The organism is Mangrovibacterium lignilyticum (genome assembly GCF_010882175.1).
Taxonomy (GTDB): Bacteria; Bacteroidota; Bacteroidia; order Bacteroidales; family Prolixibacteraceae; genus Mangrovibacterium; species Mangrovibacterium lignilyticum.
Genome location: NZ_WKLH01000003.1, coordinates 433,955 through 460,089 on the forward strand (window position 1 = coordinate 433,955; position 26,135 = coordinate 460,089).

The 26,135-nt window shown below is 42.5% G+C and carries 24 protein-coding genes and 1 tRNA gene; 13 read left to right on the forward strand and 12 right to left on the reverse strand.

The window, feature by feature from the left end:
• Nucleotides 1–2: 2 nt before the first annotated feature.
• From GJV22_RS16115 to GJV22_RS16130, 4 genes are all read right to left on the reverse strand, one after another.
• On the reverse strand, nucleotides 3–1,316 hold the full coding sequence (locus GJV22_RS16115) for a hypothetical protein (RefSeq protein WP_163716133.1): 1,314 nt from the start codon (nucleotides 1,314–1,316) through the stop codon (nucleotides 3–5).
• Nucleotides 1,317–1,360: 44 nt separating this feature from the next.
• A complete protein-coding gene (locus GJV22_RS16120; RefSeq protein ID WP_163716136.1) occupies nucleotides 1,361–2,089 on the reverse strand; it encodes a 3-deoxy-manno-octulosonate cytidylyltransferase in 729 nt (242 codons plus the stop codon).
• Nucleotides 2,090–2,098: 9 nt separating this feature from the next.
• Nucleotides 2,099–3,652 carry a hypothetical protein gene (locus tag GJV22_RS16125; protein WP_163716139.1) on the reverse strand — a complete coding sequence of 518 codons (1,554 nt, stop codon included), beginning with the start codon at nucleotides 3,650–3,652 and terminating at the stop codon, nucleotides 2,099–2,101.
• A 68-nt stretch (nucleotides 3,653–3,720) separates the two neighbouring features.
• Nucleotides 3,721–5,190, reverse strand: coding sequence for a lipopolysaccharide biosynthesis protein (locus GJV22_RS16130; RefSeq protein WP_163716143.1), 1,470 nt, complete (start codon nucleotides 5,188–5,190; stop codon nucleotides 3,721–3,723).
• Nucleotides 5,191–5,261: 71 nt separating this feature from the next.
• Here GJV22_RS16130 and GJV22_RS16135 point away from each other — a divergent pair, with 71 nt between their 5' ends.
• From GJV22_RS16135 to GJV22_RS16175, 9 genes are all read left to right on the forward strand, one after another.
• The gene (locus tag GJV22_RS16135; protein ID WP_163716146.1) at nucleotides 5,262–7,739 is read left to right on the forward strand and encodes a YfhO family protein; all 2,478 of its coding nucleotides are present in this window, start codon (nucleotides 5,262–5,264) and stop codon (nucleotides 7,737–7,739) included.
• Complete coding sequence (locus tag GJV22_RS16140; RefSeq protein WP_163716149.1) at nucleotides 7,736–8,614, forward strand: cell division protein FtsX; 879 nt, start codon at nucleotides 7,736–7,738, stop codon at nucleotides 8,612–8,614. Before GJV22_RS16135 ends, GJV22_RS16140 begins: the two co-directional genes overlap by 4 nt.
• Before the next feature lie 30 nt (nucleotides 8,615–8,644).
• Complete coding sequence (locus tag GJV22_RS16145; protein WP_163716152.1) at nucleotides 8,645–8,899, forward strand: DUF3098 domain-containing protein; 255 nt, start codon at nucleotides 8,645–8,647, stop codon at nucleotides 8,897–8,899.
• A gap of 3 nt (nucleotides 8,900–8,902) precedes the next feature.
• The gene (locus tag GJV22_RS16150) at nucleotides 8,903–9,685 is read left to right on the forward strand and encodes an undecaprenyl-diphosphate phosphatase (protein WP_163716156.1); all 783 of its coding nucleotides are present in this window, start codon (nucleotides 8,903–8,905) and stop codon (nucleotides 9,683–9,685) included.
• Nucleotides 9,686–9,736: 51 nt separating this feature from the next.
• Nucleotides 9,737–10,450 carry a tRNA pseudouridine(55) synthase TruB gene (gene truB / locus GJV22_RS16155; RefSeq protein ID WP_163716158.1) on the forward strand — a complete coding sequence of 238 codons (714 nt, stop codon included), beginning with the start codon at nucleotides 9,737–9,739 and terminating at the stop codon, nucleotides 10,448–10,450.
• Nucleotides 10,451–10,542: 92 nt separating this feature from the next.
• Nucleotides 10,543–11,592 (forward strand): tRNA preQ1(34) S-adenosylmethionine ribosyltransferase-isomerase QueA, encoded by a 1,050-nt coding sequence (queA, locus tag GJV22_RS16160; RefSeq protein ID WP_163716161.1) that lies wholly within the window; start codon nucleotides 10,543–10,545, stop codon nucleotides 11,590–11,592.
• A 109-nt stretch (nucleotides 11,593–11,701) separates the two neighbouring features.
• Nucleotides 11,702–12,175, forward strand: a complete 474-nt coding sequence (rnhA, locus tag GJV22_RS16165) for a ribonuclease HI (RefSeq protein WP_163716164.1) — start codon at nucleotides 11,702–11,704, stop codon at nucleotides 12,173–12,175.
• A 69-nt stretch (nucleotides 12,176–12,244) separates the two neighbouring features.
• On the forward strand, nucleotides 12,245–13,480 hold the full coding sequence (locus tag GJV22_RS16170) for a 3-deoxy-D-manno-octulosonic acid transferase (protein ID WP_163716167.1): 1,236 nt from the start codon (nucleotides 12,245–12,247) through the stop codon (nucleotides 13,478–13,480).
• A gap of 325 nt (nucleotides 13,481–13,805) precedes the next feature.
• Nucleotides 13,806–16,370: an adenosylcobalamin-dependent ribonucleoside-diphosphate reductase gene (locus GJV22_RS16175; protein WP_163716170.1), complete on the forward strand. Its 2,565-nt coding sequence runs from the start codon at nucleotides 13,806–13,808 to the stop codon at nucleotides 16,368–16,370.
• Between the two features lie 517 nt (nucleotides 16,371–16,887).
• Here the strand turns inward: GJV22_RS16175 and GJV22_RS16180 are convergent.
• The 5 genes from GJV22_RS16180 to GJV22_RS16200 form a co-directional block, all read right to left on the reverse strand.
• Nucleotides 16,888–17,922, reverse strand: a complete 1,035-nt coding sequence (locus GJV22_RS16180) for a DUF4837 family protein (protein ID WP_163716173.1) — start codon at nucleotides 17,920–17,922, stop codon at nucleotides 16,888–16,890.
• A gap of 122 nt (nucleotides 17,923–18,044) precedes the next feature.
• Entirely contained in the window at nucleotides 18,045–18,245 is a 201-nt protein-coding gene (gene tatA / locus GJV22_RS16185) for a twin-arginine translocase TatA/TatE family subunit (RefSeq protein WP_163716176.1), read from the reverse strand.
• A 48-nt stretch (nucleotides 18,246–18,293) separates the two neighbouring features.
• Nucleotides 18,294–19,628, reverse strand: a complete 1,335-nt coding sequence (rseP, locus tag GJV22_RS16190; protein WP_163716179.1) for an RIP metalloprotease RseP — start codon at nucleotides 19,626–19,628, stop codon at nucleotides 18,294–18,296.
• A 6-nt stretch (nucleotides 19,629–19,634) separates the two neighbouring features.
• Nucleotides 19,635–20,807, reverse strand: a complete 1,173-nt coding sequence (locus GJV22_RS16195) for a 1-deoxy-D-xylulose-5-phosphate reductoisomerase (RefSeq protein WP_163716181.1) — start codon at nucleotides 20,805–20,807, stop codon at nucleotides 19,635–19,637.
• Nucleotides 20,808–20,816: 9 nt separating this feature from the next.
• On the reverse strand, nucleotides 20,817–21,680 hold the full coding sequence (locus tag GJV22_RS16200) for a M23 family metallopeptidase (RefSeq protein WP_163716184.1): 864 nt from the start codon (nucleotides 21,678–21,680) through the stop codon (nucleotides 20,817–20,819).
• A 209-nt stretch (nucleotides 21,681–21,889) separates the two neighbouring features.
• Between GJV22_RS16200 and GJV22_RS16205 the strand changes: the two genes are divergently transcribed.
• Together GJV22_RS16205 and GJV22_RS22350 are read left to right on the forward strand one after the other, a co-directional pair.
• Nucleotides 21,890–21,962 (forward strand) — tRNA-Met (locus GJV22_RS16205).
• 180 nt (nucleotides 21,963–22,142) lie between these two features.
• Nucleotides 22,143–22,376, forward strand: coding sequence for a GDCCVxC domain-containing (seleno)protein (locus GJV22_RS22350; RefSeq protein WP_163716187.1), 234 nt, complete (start codon nucleotides 22,143–22,145; stop codon nucleotides 22,374–22,376).
• Between the two features lie 277 nt (nucleotides 22,377–22,653).
• Here the strand turns inward: GJV22_RS22350 and GJV22_RS16215 are convergent, their stop codons facing one another.
• Nucleotides 22,654–23,283 carry an NAD(P)H-dependent oxidoreductase gene (locus GJV22_RS16215; RefSeq protein WP_163716190.1) on the reverse strand — a complete coding sequence of 210 codons (630 nt, stop codon included), beginning with the start codon at nucleotides 23,281–23,283 and terminating at the stop codon, nucleotides 22,654–22,656.
• A 39-nt stretch (nucleotides 23,284–23,322) separates the two neighbouring features.
• Nucleotides 23,323–23,757: a MarR family winged helix-turn-helix transcriptional regulator gene (locus GJV22_RS16220; protein ID WP_163716193.1), complete on the reverse strand. Its 435-nt coding sequence runs from the start codon at nucleotides 23,755–23,757 to the stop codon at nucleotides 23,323–23,325.
• A 120-nt stretch (nucleotides 23,758–23,877) separates the two neighbouring features.
• Between GJV22_RS16220 and GJV22_RS16225 the strand changes: the two genes are divergently transcribed.
• Complete coding sequence (locus GJV22_RS16225; protein WP_163716197.1) at nucleotides 23,878–24,054, forward strand: hypothetical protein; 177 nt, start codon at nucleotides 23,878–23,880, stop codon at nucleotides 24,052–24,054.
• A gap of 212 nt (nucleotides 24,055–24,266) precedes the next feature.
• Here GJV22_RS16225 and GJV22_RS16230 read toward each other — a convergent pair whose 3' ends face one another.
• Nucleotides 24,267–24,977: a hypothetical protein gene (locus GJV22_RS16230; protein ID WP_163716199.1), complete on the reverse strand. Its 711-nt coding sequence runs from the start codon at nucleotides 24,975–24,977 to the stop codon at nucleotides 24,267–24,269.
• A gap of 473 nt (nucleotides 24,978–25,450) precedes the next feature.
• On the opposite strand from GJV22_RS16230, the gene GJV22_RS16235 reads away from it, so the two are divergent.
• Nucleotides 25,451–26,116, forward strand: coding sequence for a peroxiredoxin-like family protein (locus GJV22_RS16235; protein WP_163716201.1), 666 nt, complete (start codon nucleotides 25,451–25,453; stop codon nucleotides 26,114–26,116).
• Nucleotides 26,117–26,135: the final 19 nt, after the last annotated feature.

A 26,135-nucleotide genomic window follows, 5' to 3' on the forward strand; every position in this document is an offset into this window, starting at 1 on the left:
ATTTACAAGGAGCGTTGTCTGTTCTGTGGGGTTGATATTAATTCCTGTTGGGCAGCATTAAAAATGCTATAGTTAATGGAGCCGTAGTTGAAAACTTCCTTCAAGATACTTGAGTATTCAGTTTTGATGGTCTTCGTTGTTTTGTACAACGATATGAGATCGTTCAATTCTTCTGGTGTTTCAAACTTGTCATTTAGTCCTCTCAATATTTCGTTTTCATTGAATGAGTATCTGAAAGCAGGAATTCCCCAAAGCATCGATTCATAGTATGCAGTTGTATTGTATGTAATTGCGAAGTCAAATAGGCGAGACTGAAATAATTCTTTGAGAGTAGTTTCTTTTCCCACAATTTCTAGCTTTAGTTCGCTAGTCAGCCTTCCGTAAAACAGACTGTCAAGTGTTGGGTGCAATTTGACATAAAAACTTACATTTAGGATTTCTTTATATTTTGACAAAAGTTTTAATAGTAAAATATTGCCCTCATGATATACTGATCTTCCTAGCAATATAAGTCCTGAGTTATAAGTATTTTTTACATTAGGCAGAACAACTTCCTTATATCTTGGATTTCCAGCGATAATGCATCTGTTGGGGGAAAATCCAAATTGGGATAATAATTTGACAGTACTTTCTCCCCAGCACAGGAAATAATCAGACGTAATATTTTCATAGTTCAAGACATCAATTTCTATTTTTTTCCTATAAGGGACAAAAGCTCCATGTTGTAGTCCATAGGTTGGAATTTGAAGACGGTTGAAGAATAATGTTAGTATATTGTCTGGATATCTGGCACAATTAAAGGCAATGAAGTATTTAATCAAAACCTCTTTCTCAACAAATTTATGTAACCCATCCAAATAGTTTTTATAATATGTCAAGGAGGCCGAGTAGTATAAAATTTCAGTAATTTTCAAATACTTGAAGTTTCTTATCACCTCCTTGGCAGATGTGAAAATATTTTTAACGTTTAATATTATAGATACTTTCTTGTTTGACTTATAGTCAAAGATGACAGACGGTAACCCAATTTCTTTCTTTACTGACCTGGTAAGGGACACATAGTCAGCCCTTTCGGGGAATAGGTTCGAAATTAATATCTGACGTTTATTAACATAGGGGATAAAAAATTTTGGATGAGGAATTAAAAAGTAGCGATAAATTGATTTTGCTTTTGGAAACTTCTTTTTAAATGTTATCCTAGCAATGTCTTCAGCAAGCAACTGTGAAATATTATAATCTTTATAATTGCATGATTTAAAGAGACTTTTGACAAACTGATATCGCTTGAAGTCATTCGAATCTTCGGTATAATTCATATTTGTTAATGTCTTTAATTAAGCGGCTTGTTTGAGAAAACCTATTAATTTTTGTCCGTTAATGCTTTCTCGACAGCAATAACATCTTTAGGAATATCAACAGCTAAGGAAGAAGACTGTGTTTCAACCATTTTTATTTTTATACCTAAATCAAAAAAACGTAAAATTTCAATGTCTTCAAATTTTTCATAATCGGCTTTTTTACCTTGAGTTCCAAAAGCTTTTAACTCATTGAAAGAAAAAGCATATATGCAGACTTGCTTGTAGTACACTGGCTTTCCGTTAGCTTTTACCCCTGGGATTGGTAATCTGGACATATATATTAAGTCATTATTCTTGTTGGTTAATACCTTTGGGAGATTGATGTTGTTGGGATCCTCTGAGTCACTAATTTTAACCATGCCGTTTATAACATAGTCTGCATGCTTTTTTTTCATTTCAATAAAATGTACTATCTCATTAGGGTCTAATAAGGGTTCGTCTCCTTGGATATTGATATAAATATCTGCCTCAATTTTTTGTGCGACTTCCCAGATTCTATCGGTGCCGGTAAGGCAGTGGGAGGATGTCATGATTACGTTATATCCATATTCCGATACTAATCCCCTAATTCTTTCATCATCAGTGGCAATAAATGTATTTTCTCTACCCAATGCTTTCTCCACAATTTCACATACCCAAATAATCATCGGTTTCTCAAGTATCAATGCAAGGGGCTTCCCAGGAAACCTAGATGATTTATATCTGGCTGGAATTACTCCAATAATTTTCATATTCGTCAGTTATAATTTACTATAAATTGATTCTGTTTCAAGTCCTTGATATTTTGAGGGGGTGAATGTCTTTAGTCTCATGTTCAAAAATAAAAGTCTGTCAACTAATATTTGATTTTCTTTTGAAACTTCGATCATTTGTTCGTCTGTTTTTAAGTCATAGCCATCTAATCCAAATAGGAAAATCTCTTGTGCTTTTAAATTAACAGTAAGTTGAAAGGCCAAAGTCAGCAGAGAGTTTGGGTAATCATCGATAAAATTTATCTCTGACAATTCATATGTGGTCGCGATTATTTTGTCTGGTAAAATAGTTCCCATTTTTCTAGGAGATGGTTCTATTATACATTTTACGTTGGATAGATCAAGTTTCGGTAGCGATTTCTCTAATTTATAACCTTCAGATCCTAGAAGGCAATAATATTGTAGATTCGGTAATTCGTTAAATAAATGAACAAATCTTGTTCCTGCGTGGATAATAGCCGTTTGAGGGTTTTTCAAGCAGAACAGCTTGAGTGCATGGGAATGTTTCATTGAGTTAGAGCCCCCACCAACGATGACTACTTGTTTAATTGGTGATTCGTTTCTTAACAAAGGCACATCGAAGTTATCTATTATTTTATTCTTTTTGTTCTGCAAGGCATTAATAATACTTTCGGTAGTGTAGCGTCGTTTTGAAATCCAATTCATGACTTCTTTTTGAGGCAATGAATAAGCGCCAGAAATCATATAGGGTAGATTTGTTCCCCAGGCATACTTCAATTTCATTTTTTCAAATCTGGCAACAATTGGATTAAGTTTGTTATAATCGACTTTGACCAATTTTTTTGCATTTAGGCTGGTGAGTAGTAACTCTGTTCTCAGGTTTCCTGCTCCTCTTCCAATTCCCGTAATTGTCGCGTCAATAATTTGACAACCATTTTCAAGTGCTTTCAATGAATTTGCTAAACCGAGTTCCAGATTATTGTGTCCATGAAACCCAATAGGTATGTTTGTTTCCTTTTTAATATTTTCGATTGCGTATTGTATATCTTCGGGATAGATACTGCCAAAAGAATCCACCAGATAAATAAAATCTGCTAGTCCATCCAGCTTCTTAAGTTGCCTAATAAATATATTGTCATTTATCCAATTGGGCATGTACATTATGTTAAAACCAATCTCGAATCCTTTCTCTTTTATTACTCTGCATAAAGTGATTGCACGATTTAAATTTTTAGGGTCAACAGCAAGTCTCACTACATGGATGTAGCTCAAGCATGGGGCTAAGAGTCGGTCTAAATCTTTGACTTGTGTATCCCTTTCATTTAGCATTATTGCGATCTTCTTATTTTTACAGAGTTGGGAAGCCAGTTTTAAAACATGATCTGGACAATAAAAATATTCTCCATGATATTCTGGAACTGGATTACTACGATAACCTATTTCGATGTGTGTGATCGCGGGATTTTCATTCATCGAGGATAAATAACTTTTAACCAAATCGACATCGAAGTCCCAATTGGTATAGTAGCCTCCGTCACGTAATGTGCAATCGCATATCTGGATTTTATTGTCATTCTTCATTTATGCCTCTTTATATTTTAATAGTTCTTTGTCCTATGAAGCGTAAAGTTATCAATAAATGGCTGAGATTAAATCAAGGCTCTTATCTTATTCCACAATTGTATAATTTCAGTCGATACAGGTATTATTGTCAAAAATGTCCCAGAAAATAAAGTAATTAATCCTCCTCTAGTAACGATATCCCAAATTAGTGGCTGCTGCGGGATAAATTTGAGGACCAGGTACACGCCAATATAGAACCCCGCCACAATCAAAAATTTAGAGTTGAAGGGCTGTAGCTTAAATTTGTGCCAAAGGAAGAGATAGCGCATTAAGTTGTTCGACAGTAGTGCGATGGCGATGGCAATGGCCGCCCCGGTTATTCCCCAAATTGGAATTAGGAAATACAACAGAGACGTGGAAATAACAATCATTGTGACGATAAAAATGAGCGCCACTTTATAGTATTTTGAATAAGCGATGATTAATCCGTTTGCGCCTGTTGACATATCGATCAGATAGCCAAGCCCAATAAAAAAGATGACCCATTTCGATTGTAGGTAGGCGGGTCCAAGAATCGTGAGAATGTTATCAATATTGGCCCAGATACCGAGGAACAGGAAACCTCCTATGATGAATTGATTCAGACAGCTTTTGTAATAGATGTTTTTGATTTGGCTGATGTCATTTTGTTTCCAGGCCTCGGCGATTAATGTGCCTGATATTTTAAGCAAGGGTCTCGAAGGAATGACAACCAATGTTCCAAAATAAAAGGCGATGGTGTAAACACCGGTATTCGACAGGTCAAGCATCTGGTTGATAAAGATCTTGTCGATGTTGAACACGAATATGGACCCCATGCCAACAAGAACGCTGTAGGTAGCAACGCTAAGCATTTCTTTCCCTAATTCCGGAGCTAAAAAGCTCAGGTTTGGTTTGAACCCAATTTCTCCTCGTTTTGCCAAGGTGATGAAGATCAGTAATCCCTTGAGGCAAATAGCTGTCGCATAAAACAAAATTAGTTGGTGAAGATTAATGGCGCTGAAACTGTAAGCCATTAAAATTGAGAACAGTAAAACCCGCTGTATGAATTCCTGATAAAATGTACCGGTTACTGCATCATATAGCAATCGGTTGTAGTTTTCAAGGAAAATGAAGGCCATTGAAAAGAATGTCAAAGGAACCAAAAGGAAAACATACTTGGCAAAAAGTGGTGATTTTTCGAGATTGCTTGCAACGATGATCGGTTTGAAAAAATAATAGGCAACTAAAAAGACGAGGAATCCCGATATAATTACCAGTAAGGCAATGAACAGAAATCCATTGTGTTTATTCTCCGGATTTCGAAAATATGGGAATAGTCTGGAGGTTACTCCCTGGATCCCAAAAAGAAATAATTGACCGGTCAATGCGGAGTATGCAGCCAACAATCCGAATAGCCCGACAACCTCGGTTGATAAGTATTGGGAATAGAGGTAGGTAGTTGTCACAAAGCCAATAATCACACCCAAATAGGACCAGATGCTGCCTTTGATTGATTGCTTTATGATAATGCCCATTTTTGTCGGTTTCCGTAATTATTTCTTTACTTTTGCTTCAACTCAAAAAATTGAAATCCATTTATTGAACTATGGCAAAGATAAAAGGCAATCGCAATTTATTAGTCACAATCGGAATTATTCTCTTTTTTATCATCCTTTCCTTTGTTTATTACTCGCCCCAATTGGAAGGAAAAAAGCTTTTAGCTTCCGACAATGTTAACTACCAGGGAATGGCGAAAGAGATTGGAGACTACCGGGCAGAAACAGGCGAGGAAGCACTCTGGACCAATAGTATGTTTGGAGGAATGCCGGCTTACTTGATTTCGGTTCGTTTTAGCGGAGAATTGTTGGCCAAAATACAGTCGGCGTATTTCTCTGTTATTCCGCGACCAGCGGGTTATTTAGCATTGGGTTTTATCTGTTTTTTTGCCATGTGTATTTTGCTGGGGATCAATCCGTGGATTGCAATGGCTGGAGGAGTGATGTATGGCATGGCGACTTATTTCTTTGTCTTGACTGAGTCGGGGCATTACACGAAAGTGCATACATTGATGTACATGCCTTTAATTGTCGGCGGTGTGTTGAGTGCCTTTCGGGACAAACCCTATTGGGGAGCTCTGATTACTGCATTGGGCCTCTCGTGGATGCTAAGTGCCAACCATCCGCAAATGACATACTATGCCGGTATTATGGTCTTAATAATTGGGATTACGTATTTCATTTATGCGCTTAAGGAGAAAACATTGCCGAAATTTTTCAAATCCGTTGGATTGCTTGTGATCGCTTTGGTTCTGGCAGTCGGAACTAATTTCGGCCGTTTATATACAGTCTTTGAATACGGGCATTATTCAACACGGGGAAAGTCGGAGTTGAAAGTCGATGAGCAGAACCAAACTGCAGGCTTGGATAAGAATTACATTCTTGAATATAGTTACGACTTAGGGGAAGCAATGACTGCGTTTATTCCCCGGTTCAAGGGCGGCGGTATGAGCGAACCATTGGGTGAAAACTCTGAGGTTTATTCATTCTTTGAAAAGAATCAAGGGAAAGCAGCGGCCAAAAAGGTAACAGAAGCACTGCCGCTTTATTGGGGGAGCCAACCGATATCAGCCGCTCCGTTTTATTATGGGGCTGTTGTTTTTTTTCTGTTTGTGCTGGGTTTGTTTATAGTGGAAGGGAAAGACAAATGGTGGATTCTGGCTGTTTTTGTGGTCTCGTTATTACTGTCGTTAGGTAAAAACTTAGGATTTTTAAGCGATTTGATGATTGACTATTTCCCGGGTTACAACAAGTTTCGCGATGTGAAGAACATTATCGTTATCCAGCATTTTGCAATGGTGGTAATGTCTATGATGGCGGCTCGGGAATTACTTTTGGCGCGCATGGAAAAAGGGGAATTGTTGAAGTCCTTGAAATACACTTGGTTTATTTTAGGTGGGTTGACTTTGTTGTTTGCGCTTCTACCGGGAATAGCCGGAGATTTCAGGGGACCTTCAGATGTGCGGCTGGCTCAAGCCGGTTGGCCGGAGCAATTGCTAAACGCGCTTCGTGATGATCGGCGGTCGATACTTCGGGTTGATGCTTTCAAGGCTTTCATTTTTGTCACGCTTTCGGCCGGCGTTGTATGGCTTTACATTCAGAAAAAAATAAAAGCCTCTTATGCAATTACCCTGTGGGTTTTGCTCGTGTTGGTTGACCTGTGGCCGGTCAATAAAAAGTACATGAACAATGACAGCTTTGTGTCGAAATCGAAAGTAGAGAAACCCTACACTGCTACCAAGGCCGATCAGGCAATACTAAAAGATAAAGACCCTGATTTTAGGGTTTTGAATTTGACCGTTAGTCCTTTTCAGGATGCTTCTACTTCTTATTTTCATAAATCTATTGGTGGTTATCATGGGGCCAAAATGGAGCGCTACCAGGAACTGTTCGATCACCAGCTGTATCCTGAGATCCGTCGTTTAATCGGAGGGTTTCAGAAACCAAATACGCTTGATTCGGTTTTAACTTCTCTGAGTGTTATTAACATGCTCAACACGCGCTATGTAATTTATGATCCGAACAGCGCCCCGCTCGAAAATCCGGTCGCCCTGGGGAATGCCTGGTTTGTAAACGATTTTAAAGTAGTTGGCAATGCGAATGAAGAAATAGATGCCCTACAGGATTTTAATGCTGCTGATGAAGCGGTTGTTGATGAACGTTTCTCGGATCAGTTGAAAGACGTTCAAATTGGCACCGGACATAATTCACAGATTAGGTTAGAGGAATATCAACCCAATTATTTGAAGTACGAAGCAACAGTGTCTGGAGGAACAGCGTTAGCTGTGTTCTCTGAAATCTATTATCCCAAAGGATGGGATGCGTTTATCGATGGTAAGAAAGTTGATTATTTGAGGGCAAATTATGTGTTGCGCGCTATGGCCGTTCCTGCAGGGGAGCATGTCATAGAGTTTAAATTCGAACCAAGCTCATATTTTATTGGAAACAAGATTTCGCTGGCGAGCTCGCTTATATTGATTCTTGCAGCGGCCGGGCTTATTTTTGTAGAATGGAAAAGAAAAGCATGAAGAAAAAACGTCCGACAAAGCTTAGAAGACGATTGCTCCGTTCTTATTTGACTGCTACCATCAGTATAACCTTGATCTTATTTTTGGTTGGCCTAATGTCGCTGTTGGTACAAAATGCCGGTCGGTTATCAGATTATGTGCGAGAACACGTCGGTTTTACCTTGGTTTTGCAAGACAATGTGAAAGATGTTGAAGTGCTTCGGTTGCAGAAAATGCTCAGCGCGACACCTTACGTCAAATCAACGGAGTATATCAATAAGGAAGATGCGGCTGTTAGCCTGGCAAACGACTTGGGGGAAGATTTTGTCGATTTCTTGGGTTTCAATCCCTTGTTTTCGTCGCTTGATGTAAAGTTGTATGCTTCATATATGGAGCAGGATAGCTTATTGGTACTGGAAAAGAACTTTCTGGAATACCCGCAGGTTCAAGAGGTCTATTATCAGCGCGATTTAGTTCGTGTTATTAATAATAACGTTCGTAAAATCACCATTTTTTTGATGGTCTTTGCCTTCTTGTTGCTTTTCATTTTTACGGCGCTAATAAATAACACGATTCGGATATCAATCTATAGTCAGCGGTTTGTTCTGAACACGATGAAGTTGGTCGGTGCGACTCGTCCGTTTATTCGGCGTCCTTTCGTTTTGAAGAGTATCACCTACGGACTAATTGGTGGTTTAATCGCCAATTTGACGATCCTTTTGTTAATTTATTCTTATCAGAAAGATTTCCAGGGGATTTTAGATATTAGACAACTGGACACTGTAGGCCTTACATTTCTAGTGGTTTTAGGATTTGGGGTGCTAATTTCAGGTCTATCCACCTATTTTGCCGTGAATAAATTTCTAAAACTGAAGTTTGAGGAATTATATTATTAACTACATTTGGTTATCAATCAAAACATGAAAATGACAAAGAAAGATACAGGCGAAGCGAGCGCTCAGTTTGCTATAGGAAAAGAAAACTATCGATTGTTACTGATTGGATTTGCGATTATTGTAATAGGATTTATTTTGATGGTCGGTGGGAAAAGTGAAGATCCCGCAGTTTATAATCCTGATATCTTCAGTTTCAGACGTATTACGCTAGCCCCCGTGGTGGTTCTCTTCGGATTTCTTTTCGAAATCTACGCCATCATGAAGAAACCCAAAACAGGAAAATAATACATGAGTACATTACAGGCCCTGATTTTGGGGTTCATTCAAGGATTAACCGAGTTTCTACCAGTTAGTTCCAGCGGTCATTTGGAGATTGGACATGCATTGTTAGGGGTACATGGGCATGATCATCTGCTTTTTGCGATGGTTGTTCACGGAGCCACGGTGCTCAGTACACTGGTGGTTTTTCGTAAGGATATTCTGGCTCTGTTTAAGGGCCTTTTCCAATTTAAATGGAATGAGGAAACGAAATATGTCACCTATTTGTTGGCTTCGTCAATTCCGATTGTCCTGCTTGGATTATTTTTCAGAGAGCAAATCGAGAACTTGTTTTCAGGCGATTTGTTTTTTGTTGGCTGTATGCTACTTATAACTGCCAGTTTGTTGGCATTCACTTATTTTTCAAAATCAAAAGGGAAACCCATTGGTCTACCTGATGCACTGATTATCGGTATTGCTCAGGCCCTGGCGGTCATGCCGGGAATTTCACGCAGTGGAACAACCATTGCAACCGGTCTTATTTTGGGGAAGAAGAAGGATGAAGTTGCCCGCTTTTCATTCCTCATGGTTTTGATACCAATTTTAGGTGCCAATTTTCTCGACCTCATCAGTGGTGAAATAAGTTCAGGAGAGCAGGTTGGATTTGTTCCTTTGGCGGTTGGTTTTGTCGCGGCATTTTTATCCGGGTTGCTGGCTTGTAGTTGGATGATTAATATTGTGAAAAAAGGAAAGCTGATTTATTTCGCTGCTTATTGTCTGATTGTCGGGTTAATTGCTATTTTTGCAGCCTGAAAATTTGGCTTGGCCGGATTTTTGTTAATTCGATAATCAAAGCGCTTTTCCATGGGGCAAGAACCCAAAAAATACGATTTTCAACAAGGCGAAATTTTATTGTTTGATAAGGAGTTGGATTGGACTTCTTTCGATTTGGTAAAAAAGGTCCGTAATAAGCTGACCAAGGCTATTGGTGTGAAGAAATTGAAGGTTGGACACGCCGGGACACTTGATCCTAAGGCAACAGGCCTGATGATTCTATGCACCGGTAAGGCAACCAAGAAGATTGAAAGTCTGCAAGCTGAAATCAAAGAATATGTTGCGACCTTGAAGTTAGGTGCGACAACACCATCATTCGATCTGGAAACAGAAGAAGATGCTACTTTCCCAACTGAGCACATCACATTGGATTTAATTCAGCAAGTTCTCAATGATTTCAAAGGAGAACAACTTCAGGTTCCACCACTTTTTAGTGCTGTTCGGGTCGAAGGTAAACGTGCTTACGAACACGCCCGCAAGGGTGAAGATGTAAAGTTGAACGCTAAGTTGATTCAATTCCACGAAATTGATGTTGTTGAGTTTGATGGAATACAGCTGGTGTTGCGCGTTGTTTGCAGTAAGGGAACTTACATTAGGGCGTTGGCACGCGATTTGGGAGAGGCGTTAAATTCAGGTGCTTATTTAGTTGGTTTGAGACGCACTAAGATAGGTGATAATCAAGTTGATGAGGCCATGTCGATAGAGTGGTTCTTAGAAAATTTGAATCTTTTTGTAACAAATTAGAAGTTGCCCCGTAAAAGGGACCTTCGGATTGTAGTGCGCCTTGTTATCCGGCTAACTACGCATAATATTGAAATATTCAGAAATAGATACGTATGAAGTTATCCAAGTTTAAATTTGATTTACCAGAAGAATTAATTGCTTTGCATCCCGCTCAAAATCGCGATGAATCGCGTATGATGGTCGTTGATCGGAGTACCAGAAAGATTGAGCACAAATTATTCAAAGATGTTACTGAATATTTTGATGATCAGGATGTAATGGTTTTTAATGATACGAAGGTATTTCCTGCTCGCCTGTATGGTAATAAGGAAAAAACCGGTGCTGAGATTGAAGTATTCTTACTAAGAGAATTGAACCGTGAACAGCGTTTGTGGGATGTTCTGGTAGATCCGGCTCGTAAAATCCGTATCGGCAATAAATTGTATTTCGGTGAAGATGATTTGTTGGTTGCCGAGGTAATTGATAATACGACATCAAGAGGGCGTACGCTTCGCTTTCTATTCGATGGCCCTTATGACGAATTCAAACAAACACTATACAGTTTAGGTCAAACGCCGCTTCCAAAGTTTATTCAGCGTCCCGTTCAGCCTGAAGATAAAGATCGTTACCAGACTATTTTCGCGAAACACGAAGGTGCTGTTGCGGCTCCTACTGCTGGCTTGCATTTTAGTCGCGAGTTGATGAAGCGCCTGGAAATTATAGGTGTAGATTTCAGTTTTGTGACTTTGCATGTTGGACTTGGAAATTTCCGCAGCGTTGATGTCGAAGATTTGACCAAGCATAAGATGGACTCGGAGCAGATTTGGATAACTGAAGAGGCTTGCGACATTGTTAACAAGGCGAAAACAAATAAAAGAAATGTGTGTGCCGTAGGAACTACGGTCATGCGTACACTTGAAACTTCGGTGTCTACTCAGGGGTTTCTGAAGCCATTCGAAGGATGGACGAATAAATTTATTTTCCCTCCTTACGAGTTTAGCGTGGCTAACCGCATGATTACCAATTTCCATTTGCCATTGTCAACACTGATGATGATGGTTGCAGCTTTCGGTGGTTACGATTTGACCATGGAAGCCTATAAAGAGGCGATTAAAGAAGGTTATCGTTTCGGAACTTACGGCGATGCGATGTTGATTTTATAATTCGTGTTGATAAGATATTGTGAAGGCTGTCATATTTGGCAGCCTTTCTTTTTGATTTCAATTTAGCGGCACTTAGGCTGAAATGTTATCTTTGCACGAAACAACTGAAATGGCAACAGGACCCCAAATAACAATTTATACCGACGGTGCGGCAAAAGGAAATCCGGGACCCGGAGGTTATGGCGTAGTGCTTATGTCGGGCCAGTACTGGAAAGAGCTTTCCGGTGGTTTTGAGCTCACCACTAATAATCGTATGGAGTTGCTAGCGGTCATTGTTGGTCTGGAGGCGTTGAAGGTTGAGAATAGCCAGGTGACAATCTATTCCGACTCGAAGTATGTTGTTGATGCCGTTGAGAAACGTTGGGTTTGGGATTGGGTGAAAAAGCGTTTTAAAGGAAAGAAGAATGCCGATTTGTGGCAGCGTTTCCTGAAAATTTACGACAAACACCAGGTGCGGTTTGTTTGGGTGAAGGGACACGCCAATATTCCCGGGAATGAGCGTTGTGATCAGTTAGCCGTCGAAGCTGCTACGTCTCCCGGACTTAAAAAGGACTTTGGATACCTGCAGGCACAAGGCAGTTAAAACCTGATTTTACAATATTCTTCACACGAATCTAATTTGTACATTTGCTCCGCTTAAGCAAACTTATTCATGAATTTACTATACCAGCTTGGAATTTATTTCTACCGTTTAGCTGCGGCTGTCGCTGCTCCTTTTAATGAAAAAGCGCGTTTTTTTCACCAAGGGCAAAAGCAGGTGTTTGCCTATTTAAAGGCGAGTTTTCCGACTAATTCAAAGGTGATTTGGGTGCATTGCGCTTCGTTGGGCGAGTTTGAGCAAGGGCGGCCGTTAATTGAGGCTATTCGTAAGCAGCATGGAGACCGTAAAATTTTGTTGACTTTCTTTTCACCGTCAGGTTATGAGGTGCGAAAGAATTACGATCAAGCTGATTGGATTTGCTATTTGCCGGTTGATACTAAAATGAATGTATCCCGATTTCTGGATCTTATTCAACCCGAAATGGCCTTTTTCGTAAAATACGAGTTCTGGAAAAATTATATAGAAGAGCTTTCAAAGCGTTCAATCCCGTTGTATCTGGTTTCTGCGATTTTTCGTCCCGAGCATTTGTTTTTTAAGGAAGGTGTCAAGGCGAAATGGTATCGTAATGTATTGCGGGGAGTGGCTCATTTCTTTGTTCAGAACGCGCAGTCCGCAGAATTGCTACAGAAAGTTGGTTTGTCAAATTATACCATCACGGGTGATACCCGTTTCGATCGGGTGGCAGAAATTGCAGCTAACCGCAAGGATCTTCCGTTGATTGAAAGGTTTAAAGGGAGTTCGCAATTATTAGTTGTTGGCAGTTCCTGGCAGCCTGACGAGGAGTTGCTTGTTTCTTATTTGGATCAGAACCCGGATGTGAAGATGGTTTTTGCCCCTCATGAAGTAAAGGAGACCAATATAAAGCGCTTGATGAATCTGGTGGGTAGTAAGGTTGTTCGTTATACGCAGGCCGAAAGTGCTGATCCGGTAAACGCCCGCGTTCTAATAGTCGATTGCATTGGAGTTCTTTCCAGTGTTTACGGGTATGCTGATGTTGCCTATATTGGCGGTGGTTTTGGTGTTGGTATTCACAATACGCTCGAAGCGGCTATTTATAATATCCCTGTTCTGTTTGGTCCCAATTATCTCCGTTTTCAGGAGGCTGTCGAGTTGGTCAATCGTAAACTCGCTTTCCCGGTTGCCAAAACGAACGAAGTCCATGCGAAATTGGGCGAGCTATTCAGTCAGCCAGACATGTTGAAACAGATTGCGAGTGGTTGTCGCCAATTTATGGGAGAGAATGTTGGTGCCACGCAACAGGTTTTGGAAAAAGTTTTTAACAATTAGCTTTTTTCGCAACCCTTTTTTTGTTCATCTCGTAGCAGGTGTTTTTCCCCTCTAACCACTTCATTTTCTGTTAGCTTTTTCGTTTCTATCTTTTCTCGAAATTTCCGTTTTGGTAAACATTTAGTAATTATTAAAACTGTAGTTGGTTGTCTGTAAGATAATTAACGCACAAACGTTGATAACTTTGTTGTTTTGTCGAAAATAAAGTATTCCTTTTTTTTAATCCAGGTGGTATCTTGCATGTAGCATTTCTGATGTGGAATAAGCTGGTTTCTCTCTTCTTAAACAACCAGTTATATGATTAACCGTTTTTAATTTTTGGTGTATGGCTTTTAAAAATGTGGTAACAGCGCCTCTAGTGGGCAAGGAGACTTTTTCTCAGGATGAAGCGTTTCAGGGAACGCTCAAGTATTTTAACGGCGATGATTTGGCTGCTCGTGTTTGGGTTAACAAATACGCTTTGAAAGATTCCTATGGTAATATCTATGAGCAAACACCGGACGATATGCACAAGCGTCTGGCGAAAGAGATTGCCCGAATCGAAAAAAAGTATGACAACCCAATGGGCGAACAGGAGATCTATCAACTGTTGAAAGACTTTAAGTACATTGTACCGCAAGGTGGTCCTATGACTGGTATTGGAAACGATTATCAGATTGCCTCCCTTTCTAATTGCTTTGTAGTTGGAAACGAAGGTAACTCTGATTCTTATGGCGGGATCATGAAAATTGATCAGGAACAAGTACAATTGATGAAGCGTCGCGGTGGTGTAGGTCACGATTTGTCGCATATCCGCCCCAAAGGCTCGCCTGTGAAAAACTCAGCGTTAACGTCAACCGGAATTGTACCGTTCATGGAACGTTATTCAAATTCGACACGTGAGGTTGCACAGGATGGACGTCGTGGAGCGTTGATGCTGTCTGTTTCAATTAAGCACCCCGATTCGGAAAAATTTATTGATGCGAAACTGGAGCAAGGTAAGGTGACCGGGGCGAATGTATCTGTCAAAATTCATGACGATTTTATGAAGTCGGTTGAAAGCGGCGTTCCATACACGCAGCAGTACCCGATTGATGCGCAAGTGCCTACCTATTCAAAAGATATTAATGCCAATGGCTTGTGGGAAAAGATCGTCCACAATGCCTGGAAATCGGCTGAGCCAGGAATTTTGTTCTGGGATACGATTATTAAAGAATCAGTACCGGACTGTTACGATGATCTGGGATACAAAACAGTTTCGACAAACCCTTGTGGTGAAATTCCATTATGTCCTTATGATAGTTGCCGTCTGATCGCTGTTAACTTGTTTTCTTACGTTGACAATCCTTTTACTGCTGAAGCAAAATTCAACTTTGATTTATTCAAGGAGCATGTGGCTTATGCACAGCGTATGATGGATGACATCATTGATCTGGAATTGGAAAAAATTGATGCTATTATTGGTAAGATCGATTCTGATCCGGAGGACGAAGAAGTTAAACATACAGAACGTCGCTTGTGGGAGAAAATTCAAACGAAGGCGCGCGACGGTCGTCGTACCGGAGTTGGTATTACGGCAGAAGGAGATATGCTGGCAGCTTTAGGATTGCGCTACGGAGCAGACGAAGCTACTGACTTCAGCGAAGAGATCCATAAAACACTGGCTATTGAAGCTTACCGTTCATCAGTAACTATGGCCAAAGAACGTGGTTCGTTTACAATCTACGATGCCGAGCGTGAGAAAAACAACCCGATGATCAACCGCATCCGCAAAGAAGATGAAGCTTTGTACCAGGACATGGTGAAGTATGGTCGTCGTAACATCGCTTTGCTGACCATTGCTCCTACCGGAACAACCAGTTTGATGACTCAGACGACTTCAGGTATTGAGCCCGTATTTATGCCTGTTTACAAGCGTCGTCGTAAAGTGAATCCGAACGATAAAAATGTTCGTGTTGATTTTGTTGATGAAGTTGGCGATAGCTGGGAAGAATACATTGTGTTCCACCACAAATTCATCACCTGGATGAAGGCCAATGGAATTGATACGAGCAAGAATTATTCGGAAAAAGAACTGGACGATATCGTTAAGGAGTCACCTTACTATAAAGCTACTTCGAACGATGTAGACTGGATGAATAAAGTTCGCATGCAAGGACGTATTCAGAAATGGGTTGACCATTCCATTAGTGTAACAATCAACCTGCCTGCTGATGCTGAGGAGGAATTGGTTGGAAAACTTTATTTCGAGGCTTGGAGAAGCGGATGTAAAGGTGTTACTGTTTACCGCGATGGTTCCCGGTCGGGTGTGTTGCTTTCAAATAAAAAGGAAGTAAGTAAAGATGACGAATACAGCATGTTTTTCCCCACTAAACGTCCGGAAGAGTTAGATGCTGAAGTTGTACGCTTTCAAAATAATAAAGAAAAATGGGTTGCTTTCATCGGTTTAATTGATGATCTGCCTTATGAGATCTTTACCGGCTTGCAGGATGACGAAGATGGAATTTTACTTCCTCGTTCAGTGACACATGGTAAAATTATTAAGAGCCGCGATGAGCAAGGGAATTCACGTTACGACTTCCAATACGCCAATAAACGTGGTTATAAAACAACCATCGAAGGATTGTCATACAAGTTTAACCCGGTATTCTGGAACTACGCCAAGCTAATTTCCGGAATCCTGCGTCACGGTATGCCGATTCACAAAGTGGTTAATACAGTTACCAGTTTGCAATTGGACAACGATACCATCAATAGCTGGAAAGCCGGTGTGGCTCGTGCCCTGAAAAAATACATTCCGAACGGAACAGTTGCTGACGGAACGACCTGCGGCGAATGTGGTTCAAAGAATGTGATCTACCAGGAAGGATGTTTGACATGTCCTGATTGCGGATCGTCGAAATGCGGATAATTAAGCGTTCGATTACCATACACAAGAGAGGCTGTCCCCAAAGGATGACCTCTTTTTTTTGCGGCCCTGTTGCTTCTCTCTCGGCCCTGTTGGTCGGACAGGTCGCCCTGTTGCTTTTTTCACGGTCCTGTTGCCGCGGCAGTGCGCCCTGTTGCTTTTTTCGGCCGTCCTGTTGTTGGGTGAACCATCCCTGTTCAAAAATCGGCCGCCCTGTCGGGTGGGGGGCTTCCCTGTTGGTTCGCCGGGGCGTCCTGTCGAACAGGGCGCTAAAAATTCCGACAGGGAGCACTGCCGCGGCAACAGGGAGCCAAATTTTCCGACAGGGCGGGTTTCCGGCTAACAGGGCGACAGCAAAACCGGCAGGACCGGGGCCTTGGTAGCAGGACGACAAAACAATCAACAGGGCGAAAAAAAGAACAGCAGGGAGTCTTTCCCTGCTGTCGGCTATTCCAATTGACGCGTTGGTCAACCTTTTTCGTGTATATTTTACGCGTAAATTTCAGTATCGGCGGGCTGCTTAGTTGCCCATATTGATCTGGCTGTTGATCTTGTCATTCTTCGCCTGATCCGGAAGCACAAGAGAATAAATCATCGCTTCTACTTGTCTCAGATAATTTCTTTTGTCGTAGCGCGGCGCATAAACAAATCCATCAGCAACGACCACCCGGTTGTTCGAAGCGTCCAAAACCGCTAAGCTAACGAAGGGGCCACCCATGAAATCATTTTCAACACGCCACAGTCCCCGAAGCTCGGCCGCATAATTTTTCTTAAAGTGAAACACATTAACTGTTGCAGGCACGCGGTGCTCAGTTGTCATATAGCTTCCGTTTGTTGGACCTTCGATATATTTTTTCAATACCGAGTCTCTTTTCGCCAACAGGTAAGCTTCGGTGAAAGTACTGTCGGAAGTATACGGGAAAGCATAAACAGCGATGCCCTGCATAATCTCCGGGGTATCATAGCGCATCCAAATAAAGTCAGGGCCTTCATTGGCAACTTTAAAGCCAACCGGAATGGTCATTGCAACGTTAACATCTTTTTTGAGCGGTGCAATAACGGTCTTTTCATTGTATTTCGCGTAATTACCCATGGTGCGTTCCCGTTCTGCTTTCAGCAGGTAGGCCACAATTCGATCACCGTTTGATTTGAATACCTGTTCAAAGTCTTCACCCGATTTGGCCGAAATATTGATCACCGCCTGGGGCCATGCCCAAATATCCTTCTTAAACTCCACTTTTGCGGTGTCGATAGTCGGAGAGATACGCACATTAACAATGTTGCGGCTTGTTTTGAAAATCTCTTTAAATGCTGAAGGAGGTACGCTGATGAGGTCGAAGATTGGTTCCTCCTGGGGAAGTGATATTTGCGGTTGAGCCAACGTTTTACGGATGCTCTCGCCCACATTTCCGTTCCAGGTTTCTTTGGGGATGACGACCACAACTTCTCCAGCTTTGCCGGTTACTTTTTTCCTTAGCTTGGTGTTATCACCACACGAACTTAATATCATACTAAAACTAAGGAATGCAAAGAAAATGAGGCTAATGCGTTTCATGTTGCTGAATTTTACGGATGTGTAAGAAGTCTTACAAAAATCTTACCAGAGTGATGAATTAGAAGGTTTTAATAAAAAAATCCCGTCAGAAGAGTGACGGGATAGTACAAATATCGGTGTATTTAATCTTTGTTCTTTTCTTTTGAGGTATCCTTTTCGTCTTCATCGTCTTCCGACGAAGCTTTTTTGAATTCTTTCATGCCTTTTCCCAAACCCTTCATAAGTTCCGGAATTTTACGACCTCCGAACAACAACAGTACAATCACGAGTATGATGATGATCTCTTGTGGACCGAACATGCCCAGAATAATTGATAAAAGCATAGTCTATACGTTTAATGGTTTTTACAAAATTAGAAAAATAATTCCTTCTTAGTTAAAGAGTTTAATTATATCGTTGGCATTGGCGAAAAGCACCAGCCCCAATAAGATAATCATTCCCGTAATTTGCGCATATTCCAGGAATTTCTCTCCCGGTTTTTTACCTGTAATCATTTCAAAAAGCAGGAATGTTACATGGCCACCGTCCAGTGCCGGAATTGGTAGCAGGTTCATCACCCCTAAAATGATTGACAGAAAAGCTGTCATGTTCCAGAAGGAATACCAATCCCATGCTCCCGGGAAGATATTCCCGATAGAGATGAAACCTCCCAGCGATTCGTAGGCCTTTGTTTTGGGTGAAAAGATCAGCTTAAACTGCTTCAGGTAATCTTTGACCGTATTTACGCCGCGCTTAATTCCTGCCGGGATCGATTCGGCGAACGTATATTTGATCGTTTTTGTGACCAGATAAGCAGTCGCTTCTTTGTCGAACTCAGGATAAAATCCCAGTGTTCCGTCGTCGGCAACAGTAGCCGAGATTGTTTGGGGCTTGTCGTTGCGTACAATTTCAAATGTAACCTCCTGTTCTTTATGATTCCGAAGGAAACTGGTCAGTTGGTCGTAAAATTCAAAGGTTTGACCATCGACTGATACAAAATGGTCTCCTTTTTCCAGTCCGGCTAAGGCGGCCGGCGAATTCTTGAGAAGCTTCCGGACAGAGACTGCAAAAGGCATCCGAGGACTCATTTCTACCTTGCCTTTGATCAGCGGTACCAAGTGGTCGTCGGTAATAATGACATCCATCTCTTGTCCGTCGCGTAGAACCTGAACGCTATGTGCCTTGTCAAGCACGACAGTTGGAAGGATTTTGTAGAAGTTCTCGATGTACTCGCCATCAACCGAAAGGATTTTGTCCCCGTTTTTCAACCCGATATCTTCACCGGCTTCATTCACCATAATACCATATTTGGCACTTTCGGTAGGCAGATATTCGGTGCCCCAAGCGTACAGGATCGCAATGTAAATTACGAAAGCAAGGATGAAGTTCATTAATACTCCACCAATCATGATCAGTAGTCGTTGGTAAGCTTTTTTCGAGCGGAATTCCCATGGTTGCGGTTCTTGCGACAGCGCTTCTTTGTCCATCGACTCGTCAATCATCCCCGATATTTTGACATAGCCACCTAAGGGCAACCAGCCAACTCCGTACTCGGTATCGCCTTTTTTAACTTTAAAAAGTGAGAACCAGGGATCGAAGAAGAGGTAAAATTTTTCAACCCGTGTTTTAAACAGGCGTGCAAAGGCAAAGTGTCCAAACTCATGTAAAATAACCAAAAGTGAAAGACTTAAGATTAATTGGGCAGCTTTTATCAGTACTTGTTCCATTCGTTTCTAGTGTGTTTTTAAACTTCGTTCTTTAATTAATGAAGTTGTTAACAATCGTGTTTCCTTATCGGTTTGAATATAATCACTCAAATCCGGATTTTTTATGAAAGCAACTTTTTGCATGCTTTCTTCTATGATGTCGGGCATCTCCACAAAACGTATTTTTTCGCGCAGCAAAGCCTGTACCACAACTTCGTTGGCGGCGTTCAGAATACAGGGCATGTTGCCTGCCTGATCGAGGGCCTCAAAAGCCAGTGCAAGGTTACGAAAAATTTTTGTATCAGGCTTTTCGAATGTCAGGTTTGGGTATTTCATGAAGTCGAAGCGCTCGAAATCGGAAGGCAATCGCTGCGGGAAATTCATCGCATATTGAATTGGTAGTTTCATATCCGGGAGCCCCATTTGTGCTTTCATTGAGCCATCGCGGAATTGCACCAGCGAATGGATAATGCTTTGCGGATGAATGACCACATCAATTTGTTCGGGTTTCAGGTCGAATAACCATTTGGCTTCAATTACCTCAAAGCCTTTGTTCATCATGCTGGCCGAGTCGATGGTGATTTTCGCTCCCATATCCCAGTTCGGGTGTTTCAATGCGTCGGCTGTGGTCACTTTTTCAAGTTGCTCCAGACTGAATCCCCGAAACGGTCCTCCCGATGCGGTGAGGTAAATTTTCTCAATCTCGTTCATGTGCTCGCCGGCCAGGCATTGGAAAATAGCCGAGTGCTCTGAGTCGACCGGAAAAATATTGACCTTGTTTTCGATTGCCTCGCGGGTGATGATTTCTCCGGCAACAACCAGCGTTTCTTTATTCGCCAAGGCAATGTGTTTCCCGGCGCGAATTGCGTTCAAGGTGGGTAATAGGCCCGAATAGCCGACCATGGCCGTCAGTACCATGTCGATCGAGTCCATCTGTACAACTTGTTCCAGCGCATCTTTCCCGGCGTATATTTTAATGTCTTCGCCTGCCAGTGCTTCGCTCAGTACCTTGTAACGACACTCGTTGGCAACCACAACGGCATTGGGTTTAAATTTGCGGCTTTGTTCAATCAGTAAATCAATATTATTGTTAGCTGTCAGCACTTCAACCTCAAAATGATCGGGGTTTTGTTCGATCACGTCGAGTGCCTGGGTACCGATGGAGCCGGTGGATCCAAGTATTGCGATTCTTTTTTTCATTGATCAGGCTTAAAAGTCTATATATTCTTGTGGGTTTAGTGGGATTCCTTTGTACCAAAGTTCGAGGTGCAGATGGGGCCCGGTCGACAATTCACCGGTGTTTCCCATGAAGGCGATCGCTTCGCCTGCTTTCACAATATCGCCAACTTTTTTCAAAAGTTCCGAGTTGTGCTTGTATACCGAAATAAGGTTGTTGGGGTGTTGAATGTATATGGCATAGCCGGTTTCAACAGTCCATCCGGCGAAAACTACGGTACCGTCTAATACCGCCGAGATACGGGCGTTGGGTAAACCAACAACATCTACCGCAAAATGATTGATATCTTCGTTGAATCCTTCAGTGACCATTCCTTTTATCGGACGAAAGAAATGAATATTGGCCAGACTGCTTGAGCTGTTCTCCTGGTCGGCAATCGATAAATCTAATTGTTCCTCCAAAAGGTGTTGTTCAAAGATCGAGTCGTGGTTATAGCTTTGCATATTTAGTTCGGCCGGTTTGAAAACCGTGTCGATATTCGAAATCTCATTCTCCGGTACTTCACCGTTCAAAAGGGTTTTTATGGTTTGGAAGTAGTTGTCGCGAAGGGTTAGCTGTGCCTCCAGTGAATCGACCATGATGGCATTTTTTACCATCAGTTCACGTACATTGCCCGAGGGATAGCCCGGGATCAGCTCTTTGACCGGCGTTAGTGCAATGATCAGCACAGTGATGAAAATCAGGAAAAAACCACCCAGGCTCAGAATCAGGAGAACATTGATGCGGGTTAGCCGGGCACTCCATACTGTTTGGAAGGACGTATCATTATAAATGATGAGCCGGTACCGGTTTTTAAGTTTCTCAAGAATTTTCTTTTTTTTCTTTGTTTCTTTCATGCTCCTGAATTGGATGGGCAAAATTAGCCAAATTAGGCATATAGCCCGCTTGGAGTGGCTGAAATTAATACTTTTTAACGCCAGAAGAAAATAAAAAAATATGCAGGCGGGATTTGGATATTGAAAAACTTGTTCTATATTTGCATCCGCATTCAGGAAGTGAAATACCTGATACGTTCAAAAAAAGACTAAAAATATTCAAAATATATTGCGGGGTGGAGCAGTTGGTAGCTCGTTGGGCTCATAACCCAAAGGTCGCACGTTCGAGTCGTGTCCCCGCTACTTCAATCCGCTGTAAGGCACGTATCACGTGAGTTGCAGCGGATTTTCACTTTTAAGGTGCGCACAAACTGCGCACAATACATTTCGGTAAATTTCCTCCGGGCTAAAACCTTAATTCCACGTTTTCATTATACTATCTTTGACGGATATTAGGCGTTATTGAAAATATTAAATTGAGTGATGGAATCCTTCGACTTTCAAGATTTAAAACCAATTATACTTAGATCTGTCATAACATGCCCGAAGTGTGGTTTTCAGAGAGAAGAAATGATGCCCGAAACAGCGTGCAGTTTTTTTTATGAATGCACCAATTGCAACGCAATTTTGAAGCCAAAACCGGGTGATTGTTGTGTGTATTGTTCATACGGTTCGGTGCCATGTCCACCAATTCAACAGGGTAACAGTTGTTCTTAGTTGCCGTTTAGAGAGGCGTGAAAAGTGGCTTGTTTTTAAAGGATTTGGTATTGCCGTCGTCGAATAAATGACAACGTTCTATGAGGTTAAATAAATTGACCTTCCCCCGATACATCATCAGAATAAAGGCCGAAAAAGAATCCATTTCTGTTTTAAGACGGGATGTTTTTGCATATCAGCCGCTGCCCACAGGTTTGGACCCGGACTAATACATCCTATGCGCAAAAAAAAAGACCACCCATACCGGGCAGTCTTTCATATCTTGCTTGTCGAATAATTAATATTCAATCACAAATTCTTCTTTGGGGTTACGAACTTTCTTCATGGGTGCCAACCAGTCTTCGTTGTCGCGGTAACCGATCGGTAGCATCGTAACACTTTTCAGCCCCTTCGATTTTAAATCAAGCAGCTCGTCCAACTCTTCAGTGGTAAAGCCTTCTACCGGCGTACAGTCAACTTTAAGCTCTGCTGCCTGCGCAATGGCCAACCCGAAGGCAATGTAAGCCTGTCGGGCAGTGTGTACAAAATTTTCTTCGGCTGTTTGGGGGAGGTAAGCGGCTTTCAGTTTGTCGGTGTACGAGCCAAAACGGCCGCGAGGCAAGCCACGCTCGTCGGTGGTGTAGTCGTAAATTTTGTCGATGCGCTCTTCAGTATAGCGGTCCCAGGCAGCAAATACCAGCACGTGTGAGGCTTCGGCCATAATTTCCTGTCCCCAGGCAATGGGTACCATTTTTTCTTTCAATTCCTGGTTCGAAACAACAATTACCCGGAACTGTTGCAAACCCGATGAGGTTGGTGCCAGGCGGGCAGCTTCAACAATCTTATCGACATCTTCCTGCGCTACTTTGCGCGTTGGGTCGTACTTCTTCGTGGCGTAACGCCAGTTTAAATTTTCCAGTAATGACATGTTCTGTTTTCTTTTTTATTGTTCTTGTAATTAATAGACTCAGTTTTTGCACGACTTCTTATGCAGAATTTTCAGAATCACTTCTTTGAGTTCCAATAGTTCTTCAGCCGTTACGTTCATGGCTTCCATCACGTTTTGCGGCAGCTGCGCCGCTTTGGTTTTCAATTCCCGGCCGGCATCGGTCAGGTTAATTTCGACCACCCGCTCGTCGCTCGGCCTGCGGTTGCGAATCAGGAGCCCTTTGGCCTCGAGCCGTTTCAGCAGGGGAGTTAAGGTGCCGCTGTCGAGCTGCAACTTACAACCAATCTGGTTAACGCACTGCGGTTCTTCTTCCCACAAGGTCATCAGCACCAGATATTGCGGGTAGGTAATGTCCAGTTCGTCCAGAAACGGGCGGTACCTGCTGATGATCTCCCGCGATAAGGTGTAAACGGGAAAGCAAACCTGGTTTTCTAATTTCAATCGGTCGTCCATGACTTTATTTTGATGCAGCAAATATAGGTTGAAAATAAATTGTGCGCAATTGAATGGCGTAACATTTAAAGATAAGGTAACAAAACGGATGTCGATGTCCGGTATTGGAGCGGCGAACGGTTGGGGGAGCGCAGCGAACTGCCGGGTGAAGGTTTCGACGTCCCGGGGTACGACGGCGACCTGCCGGGAAGTCGTGGCGATGAGCAAAGGTTGAATGGCGAACCAGCCGGGCGATCCGGCGGACAAACAGGATTGTGGTTCGATGTTCGAGGGCAAGCTTTCGATGTTCCGGGTTGAGCTTTCGATGACCCAGGCTAAGGCTGCGATGTTCGGGGGTGAGGTTTCGATGCTCGGGGTAGAGGCGGCGATGTGGTCGACTGCCCCCGCGATGTTGGCCGTTAAGTTTGCGTATGGTGCCGGTTAGCGGGTGAAAATAAAAAGGCCACTCCCTCACGGAAGCGGCCTTTTTCCTTTAAAACCAATCGATGTACCAAGTGATGTTTCTGTTTTTATTCCGGAACTTCTTCCGTTTTTGTCACGGGATTATTCATGTTGGCGACCACCCGGCTAAAGGTAAACTGGGCAGCCAGCAAGGGTTTGTCTTCGTAATACTGAGCCGCAATTTTACAAATGCCGATGATCTCGTCGTAAATGGCATTCAGTTCGGCCAGGGCTTCTTCGGTTATTTCCTGGCTGGTTTGTTTCAGACTTTCCTGGTTTACATTGGCCTGTTCCATTTGTGCGGCATAGCCAATGATGGTTTCAATGAGTACCGGGTTGGTTCCTTTGCCGGCGATTTCGGTTTTCAGCTCGTCGGTCATTCCTTTATCGAAAGCGTACAGCAGTTGAATTAGTGCTTCCTGATCGTCGTTTTGTACAGCTGCCCAGTTGGCCTGATAGCCCAGTGTTTGCAATATTTCGGCGGCATTGGGCTTAAAGTCGACCTCGATCTGCGTTTTCAGAAACGAGAGTGCCTTTTGTGCCGGTTGTTTGATCGATTCGAGCAGATGTGTTGCCTGGCGTTGCTGTGCTTTCTTGTCGAGCCCCAGGTACTTGTTAATGGCACTGGTAATCCGGGTTTCAACGGCGGTTGCAAACAAATCGGTCCAGTTTGTACGAATAAGCGAGAGCTCGGCCAGGTTTGTTCTGAAACTTATAAGAATGGTTTTGGACGCCATGAGCATATCGACGTCTTTGTTATGATAATTTCGGGTTGCCATAATTTATTAGCTTAAAGGGTGAAGGTTTTTTTTTGAATTAGAAAAAGTTACGATAAATAAGCATGGTGATCTTGTTGAAAGTTTATGTTGCTCAGCACCTGTTGCTTGTATGGCCTGTTTTTGGCATTCGTTGGGTGCTTTTTGGGTCGGCAATTCCTGTTGCTGCCCGAAATTTGAGAACATTTGTGCGGAATCGCCGGGCTGCGTCGGTTTTTAGTGAACCTGATTGCCCGGTCGGTGTTTCATTTTTGTAATTCCCTTGGTTCGGCGGACTTCAGGCGGGCACCATATCTTAAGCTATGGATTGTAGAAACATGCTGGTTACGCCGAATAAAACTCACCTGGTTATCCGAAATAAATGCGTACCACGCATGGTCGTGATCCGAAAGTTCGTAGGTAAACAATTCAACATGATAATAATGAAACAATTCTTTTTTACACCTTTCTTTTTCACTATGCTAATAGTAACAGTTATGGGACAGACAGCTCCGAAGGGAAGCCTTCAGGAAGCATTGGATGGCCGGAAAGCCGAATTTGAAAAAAAAGCGCCTGAGCAATTGAAAGCGATTTACGCCGATGGACTTGCCTCGGTTGAGCATAGCGGGATTTTGGAAACCGCTAAGCATGTTGGAGATGAGGCGCCGAACTTCACCCTGACCAACGCGGTGGGCGAAAAGGTGTCGCTGAAGGATTACCTGGCGAAAGGGCCGGTTGTGCTAACCTGGTATCGCGGCGGTTGGTGCCCGTACTGTAACCTCACATTGCACCGCTTGCAGGAGGAGTTGCCCAACTTCAAAGCTGAAGGGGCGAACCTGCTGGCCTTAACTCCGGAGCTGCCCGACAAGTCGATCTCGACGACCGAAAAACATGCATTGGAGTTTGAAGTGCTGAGCGATGTTGGCAATGTGGTTGCCCGCGACTACGGCATTGTTTTTAAGTTGACCGATGGGGTTGCCGAAAGTTACCAGAAAGCCTTCGACCTGCATACTTATAACGGTGACGACAGCGACGAGCTGCCGCTGGCTGCTACCTATGTGATCGATACCGAGGGTACCATTCGCTATGCCTTTCTGGATGCTGATTACCGTAACCGGGCCGAACCGGCCGACATTATTGAGGCTTTGCAAAAGTTGAAGTAAACGCTGAGGCCGAGTTATA